The sequence below is a fragment of the Haloferula sp. BvORR071 genome (genome assembly GCF_000739615.1).
Lineage (GTDB): Bacteria > Verrucomicrobiota > Verrucomicrobiia > Verrucomicrobiales > Akkermansiaceae > Haloferula.
Genome location: NZ_BATP01000019.1, coordinates 169,295 through 185,617, shown reverse-complemented (window position 1 = coordinate 185,617; position 16,323 = coordinate 169,295). Strand labels below are relative to the sequence as shown.

General features: G+C 60.8%; 16 protein-coding genes. 6 read left to right on the top strand and 10 right to left on the bottom strand.

Features of this window, described 5'->3' with window-relative positions; genetic code table 11:
* Positions 1-95: 95 nt before the first annotated feature.
* Entirely contained in the window at positions 96-824 is a 729-nt protein-coding gene (locus BV071_RS09095) for a hypothetical protein (RefSeq protein WP_265594250.1), read from the bottom strand.
* A 413-nt stretch (positions 825-1,237) separates the two neighbouring features.
* On the opposite strand from BV071_RS09095, the gene BV071_RS09090 reads away from it, so the two are divergent.
* Together BV071_RS09090 and BV071_RS34720 are read left to right on the top strand one after the other, a co-directional pair.
* Positions 1,238-2,761 carry an RICIN domain-containing protein gene (locus tag BV071_RS09090; RefSeq protein WP_265594249.1) on the top strand — a complete coding sequence of 508 codons (1,524 nt, stop codon included), beginning with the start codon at positions 1,238-1,240 and terminating at the stop codon, positions 2,759-2,761.
* A 331-nt stretch (positions 2,762-3,092) separates the two neighbouring features.
* Complete coding sequence (locus BV071_RS34720) at positions 3,093-3,698, top strand: hypothetical protein (protein WP_035605228.1); 606 nt, start codon at positions 3,093-3,095, stop codon at positions 3,696-3,698.
* 29 nt (positions 3,699-3,727) lie between these two features.
* Here the strand turns inward: BV071_RS34720 and BV071_RS09080 are convergent, their stop codons facing one another.
* From BV071_RS09080 to BV071_RS09045, 8 genes are all read right to left on the bottom strand, one after another.
* Positions 3,728-4,015 (bottom strand): HigA family addiction module antitoxin, encoded by a 288-nt coding sequence (locus tag BV071_RS09080; RefSeq protein WP_265594248.1) that lies wholly within the window; start codon positions 4,013-4,015, stop codon positions 3,728-3,730.
* 29 nt (positions 4,016-4,044) lie between these two features.
* On the bottom strand, positions 4,045-4,326 hold the full coding sequence (locus BV071_RS09075; protein ID WP_035605222.1) for a type II toxin-antitoxin system RelE/ParE family toxin: 282 nt from the start codon (positions 4,324-4,326) through the stop codon (positions 4,045-4,047).
* Between the two features lie 79 nt (positions 4,327-4,405).
* Complete coding sequence (locus BV071_RS09070) at positions 4,406-5,545, bottom strand: PatB family C-S lyase (RefSeq protein WP_035605220.1); 1,140 nt, start codon at positions 5,543-5,545, stop codon at positions 4,406-4,408.
* A gap of 79 nt (positions 5,546-5,624) precedes the next feature.
* Positions 5,625-6,482, bottom strand: coding sequence for a hypothetical protein (locus BV071_RS09065; protein ID WP_035605218.1), 858 nt, complete (start codon positions 6,480-6,482; stop codon positions 5,625-5,627).
* 219 nt (positions 6,483-6,701) lie between these two features.
* Entirely contained in the window at positions 6,702-8,315 is a 1,614-nt protein-coding gene (locus tag BV071_RS32730; protein ID WP_052573085.1) for a DUF4340 domain-containing protein, read from the bottom strand.
* A 36-nt stretch (positions 8,316-8,351) separates the two neighbouring features.
* Entirely contained in the window at positions 8,352-10,262 is a 1,911-nt protein-coding gene (locus BV071_RS09055) for a Gldg family protein (RefSeq protein WP_035605217.1), read from the bottom strand.
* Between the two features lie 24 nt (positions 10,263-10,286).
* A complete protein-coding gene (locus tag BV071_RS09050) occupies positions 10,287-11,018 on the bottom strand; it encodes an ABC transporter permease (RefSeq protein ID WP_035605214.1) in 732 nt (243 codons plus the stop codon).
* 24 nt (positions 11,019-11,042) lie between these two features.
* Positions 11,043-11,768, bottom strand: coding sequence for an ATP-binding cassette domain-containing protein (locus BV071_RS09045; RefSeq protein ID WP_035605211.1), 726 nt, complete (start codon positions 11,766-11,768; stop codon positions 11,043-11,045).
* Positions 11,769-12,038: 270 nt separating this feature from the next.
* Between BV071_RS09045 and BV071_RS09040 the strand changes: the two genes are divergently transcribed.
* From BV071_RS09040 to BV071_RS09025, 4 genes are all read left to right on the top strand, one after another.
* The gene (locus tag BV071_RS09040; RefSeq protein ID WP_035605209.1) at positions 12,039-13,016 is read left to right on the top strand and encodes a PhoH family protein; all 978 of its coding nucleotides are present in this window, start codon (positions 12,039-12,041) and stop codon (positions 13,014-13,016) included.
* A gap of 188 nt (positions 13,017-13,204) precedes the next feature.
* A complete protein-coding gene (locus BV071_RS09035; protein WP_265594247.1) occupies positions 13,205-14,926 on the top strand; it encodes an HDIG domain-containing metalloprotein in 1,722 nt (573 codons plus the stop codon).
* Between the two features lie 31 nt (positions 14,927-14,957).
* A complete protein-coding gene (gene ybeY, locus BV071_RS32725; protein WP_052573084.1) occupies positions 14,958-15,410 on the top strand; it encodes an rRNA maturation RNase YbeY in 453 nt (150 codons plus the stop codon).
* A gap of 198 nt (positions 15,411-15,608) precedes the next feature.
* Positions 15,609-15,836 (top strand): addiction module protein, encoded by a 228-nt coding sequence (locus BV071_RS09025; RefSeq protein ID WP_035605206.1) that lies wholly within the window; start codon positions 15,609-15,611, stop codon positions 15,834-15,836.
* Between the two features lie 2 nt (positions 15,837-15,838).
* Here BV071_RS09025 and BV071_RS09020 read toward each other — a convergent pair whose 3' ends face one another.
* Positions 15,839-16,318: a hypothetical protein gene (locus tag BV071_RS09020; protein WP_265594246.1), complete on the bottom strand. Its 480-nt coding sequence runs from the start codon at positions 16,316-16,318 to the stop codon at positions 15,839-15,841.
* Positions 16,319-16,323 lie beyond the last annotated feature (5 nt).

The following is a 16,323-nucleotide window of genomic DNA, read 5'->3' as shown; positions in this document are numbered from 1 at the left end:
TTCATTCGTGGTTGGTCCTGCCTTTTCCTGCCGCCCGGGATGGTCACCTCATCAGCGGGATTTAGTATTACGCTCCGGGTCGTCGCGATCGCCGCTTACGGCCGCGGCTCACGCGGCTTCTGCCTTCCTCGTTTGCGGATGGCGGACACGATGAAGATCAAAACCCCGACGACGAGGACGACATAGAAGCTCAGCCTGCCGAAGGCCTCGGCGTCGAGGGGATCGGTGGCGGCGATGGTGGTCGTGCTGGAAGCTGGGGAGCCGCCGGATGCGGGAGTAGGTGGAGCTGCAGCTAGCTTGGCATCCGGCACCGAGCGGAACACGCTGTAGCCTGCAGCGACGATCGCATCGTGATCGGGGCTGTCTTCCGGGAAGATCAGCATCACCTGGTCGATCTTCGCCGGCTCGAGCTGGCTCAGGACGATGCTGTATTGGTGCGCTTGGATGACTTCCTGATGAAGGATCTCGACGCCGTCTTTCTTCACCAGCTCGCTTTTGATGATCGGTATCTTGGCTGCTGCGGCGCTTTCATCAAAGCCGTCTTGGATGCCCTTGATGGCGGCGTCGTATCCTTTGCCAAAATAAGGGGAAACGATCTTGTTCTCGTTGTGGATCAGGGTCGCCTTCGACGACAGCAAGATGAGGTAGTCCTTGCACTCGACCTCGCGAGCTAGCTGGGAGGTGAGGGCCTCGGGTGGTTCGCTGGGAGTCCATCCAGCCGGTAGCTTGGTCACATCCACTTCCGCGTGGAGTACGGCAGTGAGCAGGGTCATCGCGATGACAGCGCATCGCGATGTTGTCTCTAACAAGCTGGGTGCTTTCATGGCTGCGATTTATGCAGCGCCTGCAGCCGGGCTGCAAGGATCGCATTTCCGGGCCACGTGGGAAAACTCGCTGTTCCGGAGGTTCAAAAACGCGAGGGCGGGACGAACCTGCTTTCGATATACATGCTTGTTGGGTGGCGAACGAGTTATGCGGTCTGTTCGCCGAATTGAGCGGCTGGCTAGAACTACCGACACGGGGAGTAGTCAATCCGGATGGGATGATGCAACGTGATGATGAACCAAGTTGCACCCAAGGCTCCCTGGTTCCTCCTCATCTGGCGGCTTCCGTGCCACCGACGAAATGGTTGCGGAATCGTCGATCCCAACAAACCCAAGAAATGAAAGAGACACTGGAAAAAGAGTATGGCGGAGCTATGTCCGGATCCGCGAACGAGGTCATAAGTTCCATCCGGATGGCTGCCGGGAAGAGCAGCGCCGCACGGTCGCTCCTGCTGGTCCTGGCCGTCGCTGCTTCGGGCGGCTTCGTTCAATCGGCTTCCGCGATCGGAGCTGGCGACGCCGATACGATGTTCAACGGCTTCAACAGTGCCTTTCTTGTGAACGGCAACTACTACAAGAATAAGATCAACGGCGGCGTCTTCGACGAAGGCTGGACCGGAGCCATCGATATCATGATCGCGCAGGACGCTTTCGAGCGCACCGGCAGCACCGCTCACAAGAACCTGGTCAACGCGCTCTGTACCACTTTCCTGCAGAAATTCCCGCCGGGATATGAGTGGGATGGCTGGAATGACGACATCGGATGGATTTCCATCATGCTGGCCCGCGGCTACCTCATCACCGGTAATGCCGACCTGCTCTACAATGCCCGTGTTCCTTGCTTCGACATGGCCTGGGCACGCGGCTGGGATACCCAGTACAATGGCGGTGGGATCTGGGAGCAGCAGCCTGACATGACGCCGCCGGGTCAGGCCATCGACAAGCAGGCCCTCTCCAACAATACCATGGGCAAGGCCGCTTGCCTGATCTACATGGGCAATCACGACCAGTGGTATCTGGACCGGGCGACCCAGATCTACACTTGGGTGCGGAGCCATCTCTACAACACCTCGACCGGTCAGGTTTACAACGGCGTTGACCGCAACGGCACGGTCAACACCAGCAGGAATGTCTACAACCAGGGGACCTTTGCCGACTACGCGAACTACCTCTACCAGATCACTGGGAACGTGATGTACTACGACGACGCCAAGCGGGCGCTCGACTACGTCAAGGGGCCGAGTTGGTACAACAACGGCATCATGACCGGCGGGGGGACCAATACTTGGTCGGACGAGTATGCGCGGGCTCTGGGACATTTCTGCCGGGATAACCGGCAATGGGCCACCTATCACAGCTGGGCGGTGGCGAATGCCAACGCTGCCTGGAGCAAACGCCGCACCGACTTCAACATCACCTGGAGCGACTTCACCCAGCAGACGCCCAACGACAACAACATCATCACGAACCGGTTCTGTGATGCGGCGGCGTGGCTGCAATTCACCCCCGTCAGCGTTCCCAGCAACATCTGGGGTCGGCACACGATCGTGGGTATGAACAACATGGCGATCGATACGCTGGGCCTGACTGCCAACAACAGCATCGTCGGGCTTTGGGGCCTCGGCCCGAGCCAGAACCAGATCTGGAACTTCAGCCAGAATTCGGATGGCTCTTGGAACATCGTCAGCCAATCCAGTTGGAAAGCCCTCGACGTTCCGGGCGGCAACCCCGCGAACAACACCAAGATCATCCAGTGGACGCCGACCCGCGGCAGCAACCAGCGCTGGTGGGTGGACCAACAATCGGATGGCACCTACAAGATCTGGAACCAACAGAGCGGTGGCTCGCTGGATAGCTCCAGCACGACCACCAATGGCACCCAGCTGATCCAGTGGGGCTGGAGCGGTGGCCCGCAGCAGCGCTGGCGCCTCCAGTAAGCGATTCCATGCGAGGCATCGTCCGGGAGCGGACGGTGCCTCGTTCTTTCTGTCTTTGCGCCCGCAGGTCATGACGAGGACTTCGATCATCTTAGGAGCGACAGGCTTGGTCTTGATCGCCGGAGCTGCCGTGTTGAGTCGGCAACTGGACGCGACACCGGCGGCTTCGCTTAGAATCTCCGCCGCGAGTGAGAAGGCATCCGGGAAAGGAAGTCGCTCTAGCTCACATTCCTCTGTTAGGGAAAACTCAGGCTCCGTCGCGAATTTGTTAGAGCGGCTCGCGGCATGCCGCGACGCTGGCGAGAATTTCGATCGGGAAGCTCTTTCCGGATTGCTGGCGAGCTTGCTGCCACTCGATGCCGATGCCGCGACGCGTTTCGTGGAATCCTTTCCAGCCGGGGTTGCTCGCGATGAGGCTCTCCGGCGCTTCGCCCAACTGCTTGCTGCCCGCGACCCGGTGCGAGCGGAACGCTGGGCTTCCAGCTTCTCTGATGAAGCCGAGCGCGCGTCCGCGCTGGGCAATGTTTGCTCCCAGATCGCGCTGACGGATGCGGGCGAAGGCGTGCGCAAGTTCGAGCGCCACCAGCTCGGCGAAACTTCCGGCGTGCTCTTGGAGAACCTGGTCCAGCAATGGGCCGGGCAGGATTATGCCGCCGCGGCAGCTTGGACTTTGGCCCGACCCGCTGGACAGCAACGCGAGCAGATGTGCGGCCGACTCGCCATTGTCCTCGCGGCTACCGAGCCGGAGAACGCGGCGCGCCTGGTGCTGGAAGAAATTCCCGCAGGAATGATCCAGACCGAAGCGGTGATGTCCGTGCTCTATCAGTGGGGCTCCCGCGATAGGGAAGGGGCTTCGGCATGGGTCGCCCTGTTCCCGTCGGGTTCGCTGAAAGAACGTGCCGAAAATGAACTTCTGCAGCTTGCCCGGCAGCGCTGATTCAAGCGGATGGCCGAGACTGGAGATGTCTATTTAGCACTGCCATGCAGGGCTTTGACCTCTCGCTCGATAGCGGCGCCCAGAGCTCTTTGAGCCTCTTCAAGATCGTGTTCGGCTTGGAGTCCTACCCAGAAAGCCGCAGATGTTCCGAAGAATTTGGCCAAGCGTAGGGCGGACTCTGCCGTGATACTGCGCCGGCATTTGGTGATTTCGGTAAGCCGCGAAGGAGGAATGCCGGTGGCGCGGGAGACGGCGGCAAGACTCAACTCCATCGGCTTGATGAACTCCTCAAGAAGGATTTCACCGGGGTGGATCATTGGAAGTAGCTTCGGAGAGGCCATCGGAATCAGTGGTAATCGACAATCGTAACGCCGTCTTTTCGGCCATCTTGCCATCGGAAGATGATCCGCCATTGTTGATTGATGCGGATGCTCCAGTAGCCTTCCAAGTCACCTCTTAGTTGCTCCAGTCGGTTCCCGGGAGGAATCTGCAAATCTTGGATGATTCGAGCTTGGTTGATCATTCGGAGTTTGCGCCGGGCCCGTTCTTGGATGTCACCCGGGAGTGAGCGTACCCGGAAGCCCTTGTAGATGCTCTCGGTGTCGGCATCGCCAAAGCTTTCGATCACCGAACCAAGCTAGTCCGGGAAAAGATTACGGCAAGCGAAATTACGTTGCGCGTAATTCCATCTTCTCAAGGCCCGCTCCCTACGACAGCGCCCGCGCCATCTTATCCAGCCCCTCCAGCATCCGCGCCCGGGTGCAGCCGAAGTTGAAGCGGATCCAGCCGGGCCAGCCGAAGAAGGCACCGTCAGAGAGGAAGAGCCCGGCCTTCTTCTCGAAGTGCTGGGCGGGGTTGTCCACGCCCATGCCACGGGCATCAATCCACGCCAGATAGGTGGCCTCGCCCGGAACGACCTGCAGGCTGGGCATGCGTTCGGCGATGAAGGAATCGAGCAGCGCCCGGTTGCCACGCAGGTAGGCGAGCAGTTGATGGCGCCACTCCTCACCATCGCGGTAGGCGGCCTCGGCCGCGTAGTAGGAGAGCGCATTGATCTCCGAAAGCGTGTGCCCGCGCTGGGCTGTGAACTTGCGGCGGATGCTGTCGTCCGGGATTACGGCGAAGGCGTATCCGAGGCCGGCAATGTTCCAGGTCTTGCTGGGTGAGAGCAGGGTGATCGTCTTCTCGCGCAGCTCGGGCGCAAGCTCCAGCGCGGAGAAGTGCGGTGTCTTCTGGGGATCGAGGACCAGATCGCAATGAATCTCGTCGGACACCAGAATCAGGTCGTGCTTCACGCAGAAGCGGGCGAGTTCCTCCACTTCCTCGCGTGTGAAGACGCGGCCGAGCGGGTTCTGAGGGTTGCAGAGGAGGAAGACCTTGGTCTGCGGCGTGACCGCCCGCTCCATCGCTTCCCAGTCGAAGGTATAGCGGCCATCGACCTCGACGTGATCGACGGTGATCAGCTTGGCCGCGCCGTCATGGTGCACGCCGATGAAGGGCGGATAGACCGGGGTGCAGGTCATCAGCGCCTCGCCATCCTTGCAGAAGGCACGGCCCGCGAGCGAAAGGGCAGGGACCAAGCCGCCGAGGTGGACCACCTGTTCACCGGGCACCGTCACGCCGCGCTGCTTGGCAAGGTAAAGGTCGATCGCCTCGTTCAATCCGGCATGTGCCTGGGCATAGCCGAAGACCCCGTGGTTCACCCGCGAGTGCAGTGCCTCGATGATTTCGGGTGCGGAGGCGAAATCCATGTCCGCCACCCAGAAAGGATCGAGCTCCGGCCGCCGGTCGAACTTGATGCAGCCGGTTCCCTTGCGGACGATGGGGACGTCGAAGTCGTAGGTCACGCCGGGGAATTAGGGGCAAGTCGGCCGGGGTGCAAGTGCGGGAATCTCAGATGAGCTTCCACAGTGAGATTCTCCCGGGCTACTCCTGATCGCCGCTGTTTGGGTCCCAGTCCCTGAAACCGGCTTCCTTCAAATGCTCGATCAGTTGGCTCCTCGTCCGCGAGTCGGGATGGCGGAAGTGCCAGTGATAGATGCCAAATTCAAAGGAAACGAGCTCGTCCATTTCCGGATAGCCCAGGCCGTTCAAGGCTTCAGCGTAGCGCTTCGCAAGGTCCTCGGAGTAGGTGTAGATGGTGATCTGCTTGTGTTCCGTGAGGTTGAGGTTGGTTCTTCCCTCCTCCAGATAGGCGGTGAGAGTCACGTAGCCATTTTGCAGCGAGTCGTGTTCGTGATCCGCGAGATGGGCAAGGATGGCCTCGGGCGTGTCCAGCAAATCACTCACCAAGAGCTGTGTGGTGGCGTCTTCCCAAAAGTCGTGGAGCCGATACCAGAAGACCTCGTAGCGGGAATGGACCTTGAGAAGTTCACCATAGATGGCAGCGAGATGGGGTCCTTCGACGTTCACTTCCAAGACGATCATTCCGTCTTCATCCGCGGATCGCGTGAAGCCCGGTGCGATTTCGTCGATGTCATGTTCGCCTTCGTCGTGAGTGGCGATCACCCCGTAGGGAATCGCAAAGACTGGTTCCGGATCAAAGTAGTGCTTTTCTTCGCTCCAGAAGGTATTCGCTTGCGGCGAGGGAATCACATCCGTGGGTAGATCGTCGATATCGAAGAGATCGAGAGACAGCAGCCGGGGATTCTTCACGCCATTGGCGCGGGCCGCGTCGAGAATCTGCTCCACAGCTGCGCCGACGTCAGACGGCCGCGCCCAGTAAGTATGCACGAAGGCCTCCGCTTCCGTCAGATGCAAGACGACGCCGGTGTAGAGATGCATGAGCGATACTCCCCGATGATCTGGAGCTAGGATAAAGGCAAGGGCTTCTTAATACGATAGGCTGGACAGCAAGGTGGCTATGCTGCGGATCCTCGCAGCTTGCCGGTGATGGGCGGCTACTTCGCCCGACGTCCAAGCCAAGCGGTGCCAGTGAAGGTAAGCAGGGAGGCCATGTAAAAAAGAAAGGGCGGTCTCGCGACCGCCCTTCTTGAAACTGACTTACTGGCCTTCTTGCTTCGGCTGCTCTGCCGGGGGGGCTTCCTCTGGCTTCGGCGCCTCAGCGGGCTTTGCCTCTTCCGGCTTGGGAGCCTCGGCAGGCTTTGCTTCCTCCGGCTTGGGAGCCTCGGCAGGCTTTGCTTCCTCCGGCTTGGGAGTCTCGGCAGGCTTTGCCTCTTCCGGCTTCGGAGCTTCGGCAGGCTTTGCCTCCTCCGGCTTCGGAGCCTCGGCAGGCTTGCGTTCCTCCATCGGCGGGATCGCGATCGGCGGGGTCACCGCTTCGACCGGACGGCGGGCAGGACGCGGTGCCGGTGCGGCACCACGGCCAGGCATGGCACCACCCTGTAGGCCCTGCATGGCAGCCGGATTGAAGCCTGGCGGCAGGCCGCCCGCTTGCGGAGCACCGGCGGCCGGAGCCTCCGGTTTCTTGACCAGATCCGCGCGGGTCTTCAGCAGGGGATCGATCGCGGAGCGGTTGATCTTGTAGACCCGGCCGGCCAGCGCCTTCTCCGCGGCCAGCTTCTTCTCCAGAGCGCCTTTGCGCTCGGTGAAGGCTGCGTCCTTGGCCTTGACGTCTTCCGGGGACTCCTTCTCCTCCTTCTTCCGCTCGGCGGCGATGTCAGCGGTGACATCCACGGTCACGAACATGGTATCGTCGCTGGCCGGCGGCGTTGCAGTTTCGCCTTCCTTACCCTCGGCCTTCGGCGCGTTCGGCGCCATGGCGGTGATGGTGTAGTGGAAGCCTTCGACGGTATCGATCTTCACGGTGCGCTTGTCGGCGGCATTGCCATCCTTGGCGGCGGTGTCGGCGCTCACCACGTCCTCGAAGTGGGCGTAGTTGAAGAGCGTCTTGAGCGTACCAGCGATCGTGGTGTCGATCGCCTCGCCTTCCTTCGCGCCTTCCAGCGTGAACTCGGCGCTCTCATCCGCACGGGTCACCTTCCATGCGACTTCCTCCGGCTTGCCGGGCGCGCTGACGGTGATGTCCTTGATCTTCTCAAGCTGGACGAACTTAGGGTCCAGCCAGCTCTTCGGGTCGCCGGTGAGCGTCGGGAAGAGCTCCTTGGTGGCATAGACACCGGAGGAGTCCGAGTGATTGCGCACGTAGCGGCCGGTGGAACCACCTCCGCCCATCATGGCGCTCATTGGATCGCTGCCTTCTTGGGACTCAAGGCTCTTGCCGAAGGTGAAGCGGCCGAGTTCGGTGCCAGCCTCGTTCGACATCACGACCTCGATGCCGTGGTCCTTGTCTTCCTTGCCGTTCGGGTCCATGCCGAAACGGGGGAAGAAAGAGGACTCGGCATCGATGCCTTGAGTTACCTTCACGTCGGCGAGGGTATCGATGAATTCGTTCACCTCGTTCGGCTTGGCCGGATAAGCGTCGCGGTTGCCCACGGTCCACTTGCCGTCCTTGCGTTGCAGGGTGGTGCTATCTTTGACCCCGGAGATTTCGATCTTGGCGACCTGATCCGCGGGGAAACCGTCGACCAGGGTTTGCCCGCGGCCGCGTTTGGTGTGGCTGTCGAAGGTTTTCGACTTGCCGGTCCATGATAGATAAGCGGCACCCCCGAGCAGCAGGGCGATGATCCAGAGGACAACGACTTGGCGTTTGTTCATGGCTGGAGATGAGTGAAGTGAATTGCGGTGAGGGGTTTAGCGGGCGCGGGTGGAGCTGCGGCGTTTTACCAGCATGCCGATGCCTGCCAGGATTACCAACAGCGGCATGGCAGCGACATTCAGAAGGGTGACGTTGCCGGCGACGCGGTCCTTGGCGCGGCGCAGATCCTTCTGCAGATCGCGCTTCTTGCGTTCGGATTCGACCTTCTTCTTGGTGAATTCGGCGATGGCTGACTTCTGCTCGGGAGTGTAGCGGCCGTCATTGCTGGTGCGCTGGGACTGGATCTCCATGATCTTCTTCTCAGCTTCAGAAGCTTCCTCATCGAGTTTCTTCTCCTCGATGCCGGACTTCTCCTCGGCGGCTTGCTCCATCTCGTCGAACTTCACGAAAGGCCTAGCCACGGCCGCGCGGCTGCGCGAACCGATGAGGTGTGGCGAGGACGCCGCTTGGTCGACGATGTTGAAGAGCAGCACCGAGTTGCCGTTTTGCGGCTGGGCGATCTGCATGTTGCCGAGGCGCTGCACTTGGAAGGCGATCGCATCGAAGAAGGCGTCCACGTCGGAGATCAGGAACACGTTGCCGGCCTTGGTGGCTTCCACCAGATGCGGCTCCTCGGGCTTCTTCTCGTCCTTCTTGGCTTCGCCGTCCTTTTTGTCCTCGTCCTTGGCTTCTTCCGTGCCCGGTTTGCCCTTGGGGAAGGCGGACTTGAAGTTGCCCGCGAGGTGCAGGACCGCGTCGTAGGTCTGGCCGGTTGGCTTCAGCTTGGAGGCCACCGCCTTGCTCGGCCGCTGTGCTTCCGCGGGAGTCGGTGTGATGAAGGCTGCCTTGTTAGAGGACTTGATCAGGGTGGTCACCGCCACACCGGCGCTGCCGGTCTTGGTGAAACCGCCCGGCAAGTAGAAGACCACTTCCTTGAGGTTCTTCGTGATGATGTCGTCCTTCTGCGGCATCGCATCAGCCGGGAATTGTGGCAGCAGCGGGCCGTAGTTCGGCAGGCCGTAGACCCCGTCACCCATCACCTGGGTATTGAGGGAGATGCCCCAAGCTGGTAGCAAGGTCGGCAGGGTGGATGAGTTCGGGACTCCGCCGCCACCCATCATCGGGTTGCCACCGCCCTGGCTTTCGGCCACGACCGAGTAGGGGTCGAGGCAGGCGACCACCGTGCCGCCCTGCAGCACATACTGGTCGAGCGCGAACTCCGCCTCCGGTGTGATGCCAGCCGGGTGGATCACCAGCACGAGGTCGACATCGGAATCGATCTTCTCCGGCGTCATGGTGAGATCCTTGACCTCGTAGGACTGCTTGAGCTGCTGGACAATCACCCAAGGTGGCGTGCCGCGTTGCCCCATCATCGGGTTGCCGGCTCCACCGGTCACCGGCAGGGCGGACATCAGGCCGATCACCGGCTTTTTCGGGCGGGACACTTCCGAGATCGCGCGCGAAAGATCATATTCGAGCATCGTCTCCTGCTGTGGATTCAGGAAGGGAATCGCCGAGGTCTTGTCGAGGCAGGAGATCGCCAGGCCGAAGTAGAGGTTCTGGTCGTTGATCTGCTGGCCGCTGATGCCGTCGAGGTTTGCGGAATCTTCCGCATCCGAGTCTGGTGTCGGGTCGAGCTTCTCGATCCGCAGCTTGCCGCCGGAGAGGTTCTGGTACTCCGCCAGCAGGTCACTGACGCGCCGCATGTGCAGCTTGATCTGCTCCGGCAGGTAGTCGGAACTTTCCGTCGCGTAGTAGCGGATGGTCACCGGGGCGCCGAGTTCCTTCAGGATTGCCTTGGTGCCATCCGACAGGCTGTGGACCTTGTCCTTGGTGAAATCGGCGTTCTTGTGGCCGATACCAAGTGAGTTCACGAGGATATTGGCAGCGACGACGATGATGATGAGTGCCGCGATGCCGAAGATCGCTCGGGCCATCGGGTGTACGGTCTTTGCTTCCGTGCTCATAGGATCAAATCGATGGTTGAGGGGTTAGGCGCGCTTGGCGGACAGGATGGCACTGGTGCCGAACAAGGAGGCAGCGATAATGGAGAAGAACCACACCGCATCCTGCAGGCGGAAGGCACCGCGAGCGAGGGACATGAAGTGTTCCCATGGGCCAAGTGCCGAGATCGCGCTGGCAACCTCCGGGTTGAAGGCCCGGGCGTAGACCCGCGTGAAGACATCGAAGGTGCCGAGTGTCAGCACAATGCAGATGAAGGCGGAGATGATCAGGCAGACCACCTGGTCCCGCGTGAAGGCGGAGACGAACAGCGTGATCGACAGGAAGGTGCAGGCTACCAGGAAGGCGGAGATGTAACCGCAGATGATCGTCAGGTTGTCCGGATCGCCGAACCAGTTGACCGAGATCCAAATCGGGAAGGTCAACAGGATCGCGACCACCCACACTGCAGCCGCGGCCAGGAACTTGCCGAAAATCACGCTCCACATCGAAAGCGGCATGGTGCCGAGCAGTTCGATGGTGCCGCTGCGGAGTTCTTCCGAGATCAGGCGCATGCCGAGCGCCGGTACCAGCACCATAAGCACCAGTGGCAGGAAGTAGAAGAAGGAGTAGGTCAGCGAAGCATCCCGGCTATCGATGAAGCCCCCGAAGGTGAAGGCGAAGATCATCGAGAGCAGCAGGAAGATGACGATGACGGCGTAGGCGATCGGGTGGCTGAAGTAGCTGCTCAGCTCCCGCTTGAAGATTGTCCAAGTACTCATGGCTAGGGAAAGGGAGATGGTGCTTTAGGCAGCAGTATCCAGGGTGGTCACCTGACGGAATAGATCGGTCAGCGAACCGGTCCCCGACTTCGCGATCAGCTCGGCGGGCGTGCCATCGACCACGATCTTGCCGCGGTCCACGATCACTGCACGGGTGCAGGCTGCTTCCACTTCTTCCAGGATGTGGGTGGAGAACAGGATCGCCTTGGTCTCGCCGAGGCGCTTGATCAGCTGCCGGACCTCGTGCTTCTGGTTCGGGTCGAGGCCGTCGGTCGGCTCGTCCAGGATCAGGACCTCAGGGTCGTGCAGGAGCGCTTGGGCCAAGCAGGTGCGGTGGCGGTAACCTTTGGAAAGCGTGTCGATCGATTGGTAGGCCACGCTTTTGAGGAAACAGGTGTTGATCACCCGCTCGATTGCGTCCTTGAGGGTGTTACCCTTCAGGCCACGGACCTCGGCGCAGAACTTCAGGAAGCCTGTCACCGTCATGTCATTATACAGCGGAGCGGATTCCGGCAGATAGCCGACCTTGCCCTTGGCCTCGGCTGGATTGTCGATCACTGAGATGCCACAGAGCTTGGCATCGCCCGAGGTGGGCGGCAGGAAGCCGGTGACCATCCGCATGGTGGTGGATTTGCCGGCCCCGTTGGGCCCGAGGAAACCGAGCACTTCGCCTTTCCGGACGGAGAAGGAGAGGTGATCAACGGCGGTTTTCCTTCCGAAGTGTTTAGTCAAGTTCTCGACTTCGATCATGGGATCACTGGATTTCGTTGGATCGCTGAAGACGCGCCTTGGCGGAGCGACGCAGGCGGTGGCGTGCGTCTGAAAAAATGAGTCCTGCCGGATTAGCAAGGGAAAAGGGCTGTCATGACTACCGGTCTGCAAGGGCTGATAAGTCCATTTTGATTTGATTATTAATGGGTTGGGTGATTTATGGTCCCAGGGGCTGGAGGATCGCTTGGCTTCGCTCGATCCTCACATCCCTCTTTGACCCACCGCCATGAAACGGTTAGATCGTAGGTGATGAGTGTCCCCGAGGCGGAGATCAAACTGGAGTATGAGACAGCACCTTTCTTGCATTCGCTGTTTGCGAATGATGCCCGGGAACTGAAGTACTTGGAGCAGAAGCTCAATGTCCGTGCGGTCACCCGCGAGGGCTGGATCATTTTCGTCGGCCCGGAGGAGGGCGTGAAGCGCAGCGCCGCGATCTTCGCGGATCTGGAACAGGCTCGCCGTCAAGGGGGAGAGATTGCCTCTCGGGACTTCCGGATGGCCGTGGACATGGCCGCGGAGGGGGAGGGAGCCGGCTCGGTCTCCGAACTCGGGGAGGTGCGTCTGCTTGGCTTCCGGGGCCGCAAACCCGTGGTGCCCAAGACGCCCCGCCAGCTCGAATATGTCCGCTCGATCGAGAAAAACGACGTGGTCTTCGGCTTGGGCCCTGCCGGCACCGGCAAGACCTACCTGGCGATGGCCATGGCGCTGGCAATGCTCAAGGCCAAGCGCGTCGGCCGTGTGGTCCTGACCCGCCCGGCGGTGGAAGCGGGGGAGGCCCTCGGCTTCCTGCCCGGCGACCTCCGCGAGAAGGTCGCCCCCTACCTGCGCCCGCTCTACGACGCGATCCACGACATGATCGGTCATGAGGAGGGTGAGCGCTACTTGGCGGATGGCACGATCGAAATCGCCCCGCTGGCCTTCATGCGCGGGCGCACCCTCGCACGCTCTTTTGTCATTCTGGATGAGGCGCAAAACACCACCCGCGAGCAGATGTTCATGGCCCTGACACGACTCGGCGAAGACTCCCGGATGGTGGTTACTGGAGACGGTTCCCAGATCGACCTGAAGCCGAATGTGCCCTCTGGATTGTTTGAAGCAGAGCGCGCCTTGGGCGGCGTAGAGGGCATCGATTTCGTCCGTTTCAGCGGGAGCGATGTTGTCCGTCATCCGGTGGTCGGGCGCATCATTGAGGCCTATGACAAGCATCGCAGCTCGGCTGGCGGCTAAGTCGCTCGTTGTCAAGGTGAACGTCTGCTTAAAGCTTTGGGAATCATGATGTTTGCGTAGATTGATATTCTCCGCTGATCAGCTCGTCCTCGGGTATTTGCGCATTGCTAAAAGGGGTGCGATCTTCTAACCAACTCCCCGCCGGTGGCTCAGCGCCGGACCCGTCTCAGCAACCAAGTTGCCTCACCGTGGGATTTATCGATGCTTTTAAACGCTGGCGTCTCGCACGCCGCGGCCTTTCATCCGGCCGGAAGCGTCGCGTCCACGCGGAGAACCCGGTGGCGCTGACTCTCGACCGCAGCCCGTGGGTGCGGTTTTGCCTCTATTTATTTTTCGTCGTTTGGGTCGGCGTGATGGTGCTGCGCGTGGCGCACCACACCTACTTCGCGGAGAACCCGATGATGGGTGGTCTCTTCGGTCTGGTGGTGGCCGTCACGGGAGTGGCCATCCTGCAGATGAATTACGAGGCTGCCTCGTTGCGCAACGGCCGCCTGGTGCTGATCCTCGCCGGCCTTGCCGGGCATATGGCCATGGTCCGCGCGATCTCGGTGATCGTCGATCACCTCGTCGGCGACCCGACCGGGGCGGACAGCCAGATGAAGTTCCTGCTGATCCCATTCGCGCTGACACCCATGGTTCATGCGGTGTTGCTGGGGCGGGGGATTGGGATTTTCTCGACCATGTATGCCGCGCTGCTCGGCTCGCTGGTCCTGCCGGAGCGGGATGCTACCCTCTACATGGCGGTCAGCTTGGTCTGTGGTCTGGTCGCGGTGCAGGCCGTCCACCGCGTTCGCAAGCGGGTCCAGCTCTTGCGCGGCGGTGTCTATGCCGGCTTGGCCGCGCTCTTGCTCTGCGTGGCCTTTGGGCGGATCGACCTGATGCCAGAGATGAACGACAAGTTCGAAGGGCTCAAGCAGGCCGGCCTCAGCTCGCTGGCAGCCCTCGGCGTGGGCATCGTGATTGCCCTGCTGGTCAGCGGCATGCTGCCGGTGCTGGAAGGCGCCTTCCACCTCACCACTGACATTTCCTGGCTCGAGCTGAGCGATCTGAATCACAAGCTCCTGCGCCGCCTGCAACTCGAAGCGCCCGGCACCTTCCACCACAGCCTGGTGGTCGCCTCCCTTTCGGAGGCCGCCGCGGAGGCTGTCGGCGCAAATGCCGCGATGTGCCGCGTCTCAGCCTACTTCCACGACATCGGCAAGCTCAGCAAGCCGGAATACTTCATCGAGAATCAGGTCGAGGGCGTGGAAAATCCCCACGATACCCTGACGCCGACGATGAGCGCGCTGATCATCATTGCACACGTCAAGGACGGCGTGGACCTCGCGGTGAAGCACAAGCTCAACCCGCGTGTTATCGACGTGATCCAGGAGCATCATGGCGACTCGCTGGTGAGCTACTTCCATCGCCGCGCGCAGGAGCAGAAGAAGGCGGAGCTTGAGAAGGTGGAGAAGGGCCTCGAAAACCCCGAAGACCTGCCGAAGATCGACGAGAAGAACTTCCGCTATCCCGGCCCTCGTCCGCGCACCCGCGAGAGCGGCATCGTGAGCTTGGCGGATGCGGTGGAGAGCGCCTCGCGCAGCTTGCGCAAGCCTACCCCGGCGAAGATCCGCTCAATGGTGGAGGACCTCGTCGATGGCCGCGTTTGCGACGGCCAGCTTTCCGATTGCGTGCTGACCCTGCGCGATCTGGCGACAGTGAAGGACAGCTTCTGTGCTACCCTGCGCAGCATGCTCCACACCCGCATCGACTATCCGAAGGATGACGAGCGCAGCACCATCGGCCGCAAGTCATCTTCTGATCTGGAGCGACGCCACGGCGGCGGGACCAAGACCCAGCCGCTCAAGACTGCGCCGATCCAGCCTGCGGCGACTCCCGTGGTGACTCCACGGCAGTCCCCGGCCAATTGATTCGATTCAACCCGAGCCAAGATAGATTCCCATGCCTCCGGAAATCATTGTCGGCAACAACCAGGAACGTACTGAGATCCCCGAAGCTTGGCTGACGATCCTGGAAAGTGGCGGGGCCCTCGCCGCGGCGGAGATCCTCGCCAAACACGTCGTGGTCGAAGACGCGCCCCTGCACGACCACGAGTGCATCGAGGTCGCACTGGTGGACAACGAGACCAGCGCCCGCGTCCACGAGCAATTCATGGGCATTGAAGGCGAGACCGATGTCATTACCTTCCACCACGGCGAGATTGTGATCGGTGTGGAGGTGGCCTTCAAGCAAGCCGCGGAGAACGGCGAGCCGCCGCTGCGGGAGCTATTCCGTTACATCGTCCACGGCTTGCTCCATCTCGCCGGCCACGAAGATGAGGAAGATGCGGATCGCCAGCGCATGGAAGCCGCGCAGGAGCCGCTGGTGGCGAGGCTGTGGCCGGAGTTGGGCTAGCCTCGGGCTCGCGAATGGTCTTCGTGCCAAAGGCACGGCTCATAACAGCCCGGCACGAAGTGCCGGGTTTTGCATTCCGGAATCTTCGCGTCCTGAAGGGACGCCTAATGCTTCTGGCGGCGATGGAAATCGCGAATTGCTGCCCCATCGACGGGAGGCCTGCTTGCAAGCGCCTTCTGCCAAGGTTACATCAGAAGCATGGCGGTCACCGTAGTCGAACTCCATGCCGAGGCTCTTCTGCTTTCCGATGAAGCGCGCATCGAACTTGCGGAGCGTTTGATTGAAAGCTGCAGCTTGCCTTCGGATTTGCTGTCGGAACAGCTCGTGATCGTCCAGAGGCGGATGGAAAATCTGGATGCCGGGCTATCCCGGGAAATTCCCGGAGAAGAGGCTCACCTGCGCGTGCTGCGATCGGTGTCCGCCTAAAATCAAATTAGCCAGCCTCGATCCACCACATGAAGGTATTCGATGATCATTTCATCGGGAAGCTGTTCGATGGTGTCGAAGTCGTCGTAGGCGATTCCTTTATAAACTTCGGGGACGTCGAATTGCAGGCCGAACTCGCCGTCGATGATTAGCCAGCCAGCGGTGAACAACTGCTTAGCCGAATTGGCGGCAATCTCCCTTACGGGCATTCCTGGATAGAAAGCCTGCTTGTAGCGTCCTTGATAGCGTGAAGAGCATGAGATCCTGCAGATTCCTCCAGGCGGCTCCTCAGTGAATGACACGCCCCAGTCCTCGATTGTCCATTCCAAGAAGTCCCTGCCAACATTTTCAAATGTCCCGAGGGATACCTTCAGGCCCATCTCCTCAAGCTGCGCAGCCACTGCCGAGCCATCTTCGTCGAGACAGATGCCGGCGATTGAGACTCCGGGTACAATTGGCTCGCTTCTAGAGAATTGCTTCATGCTGC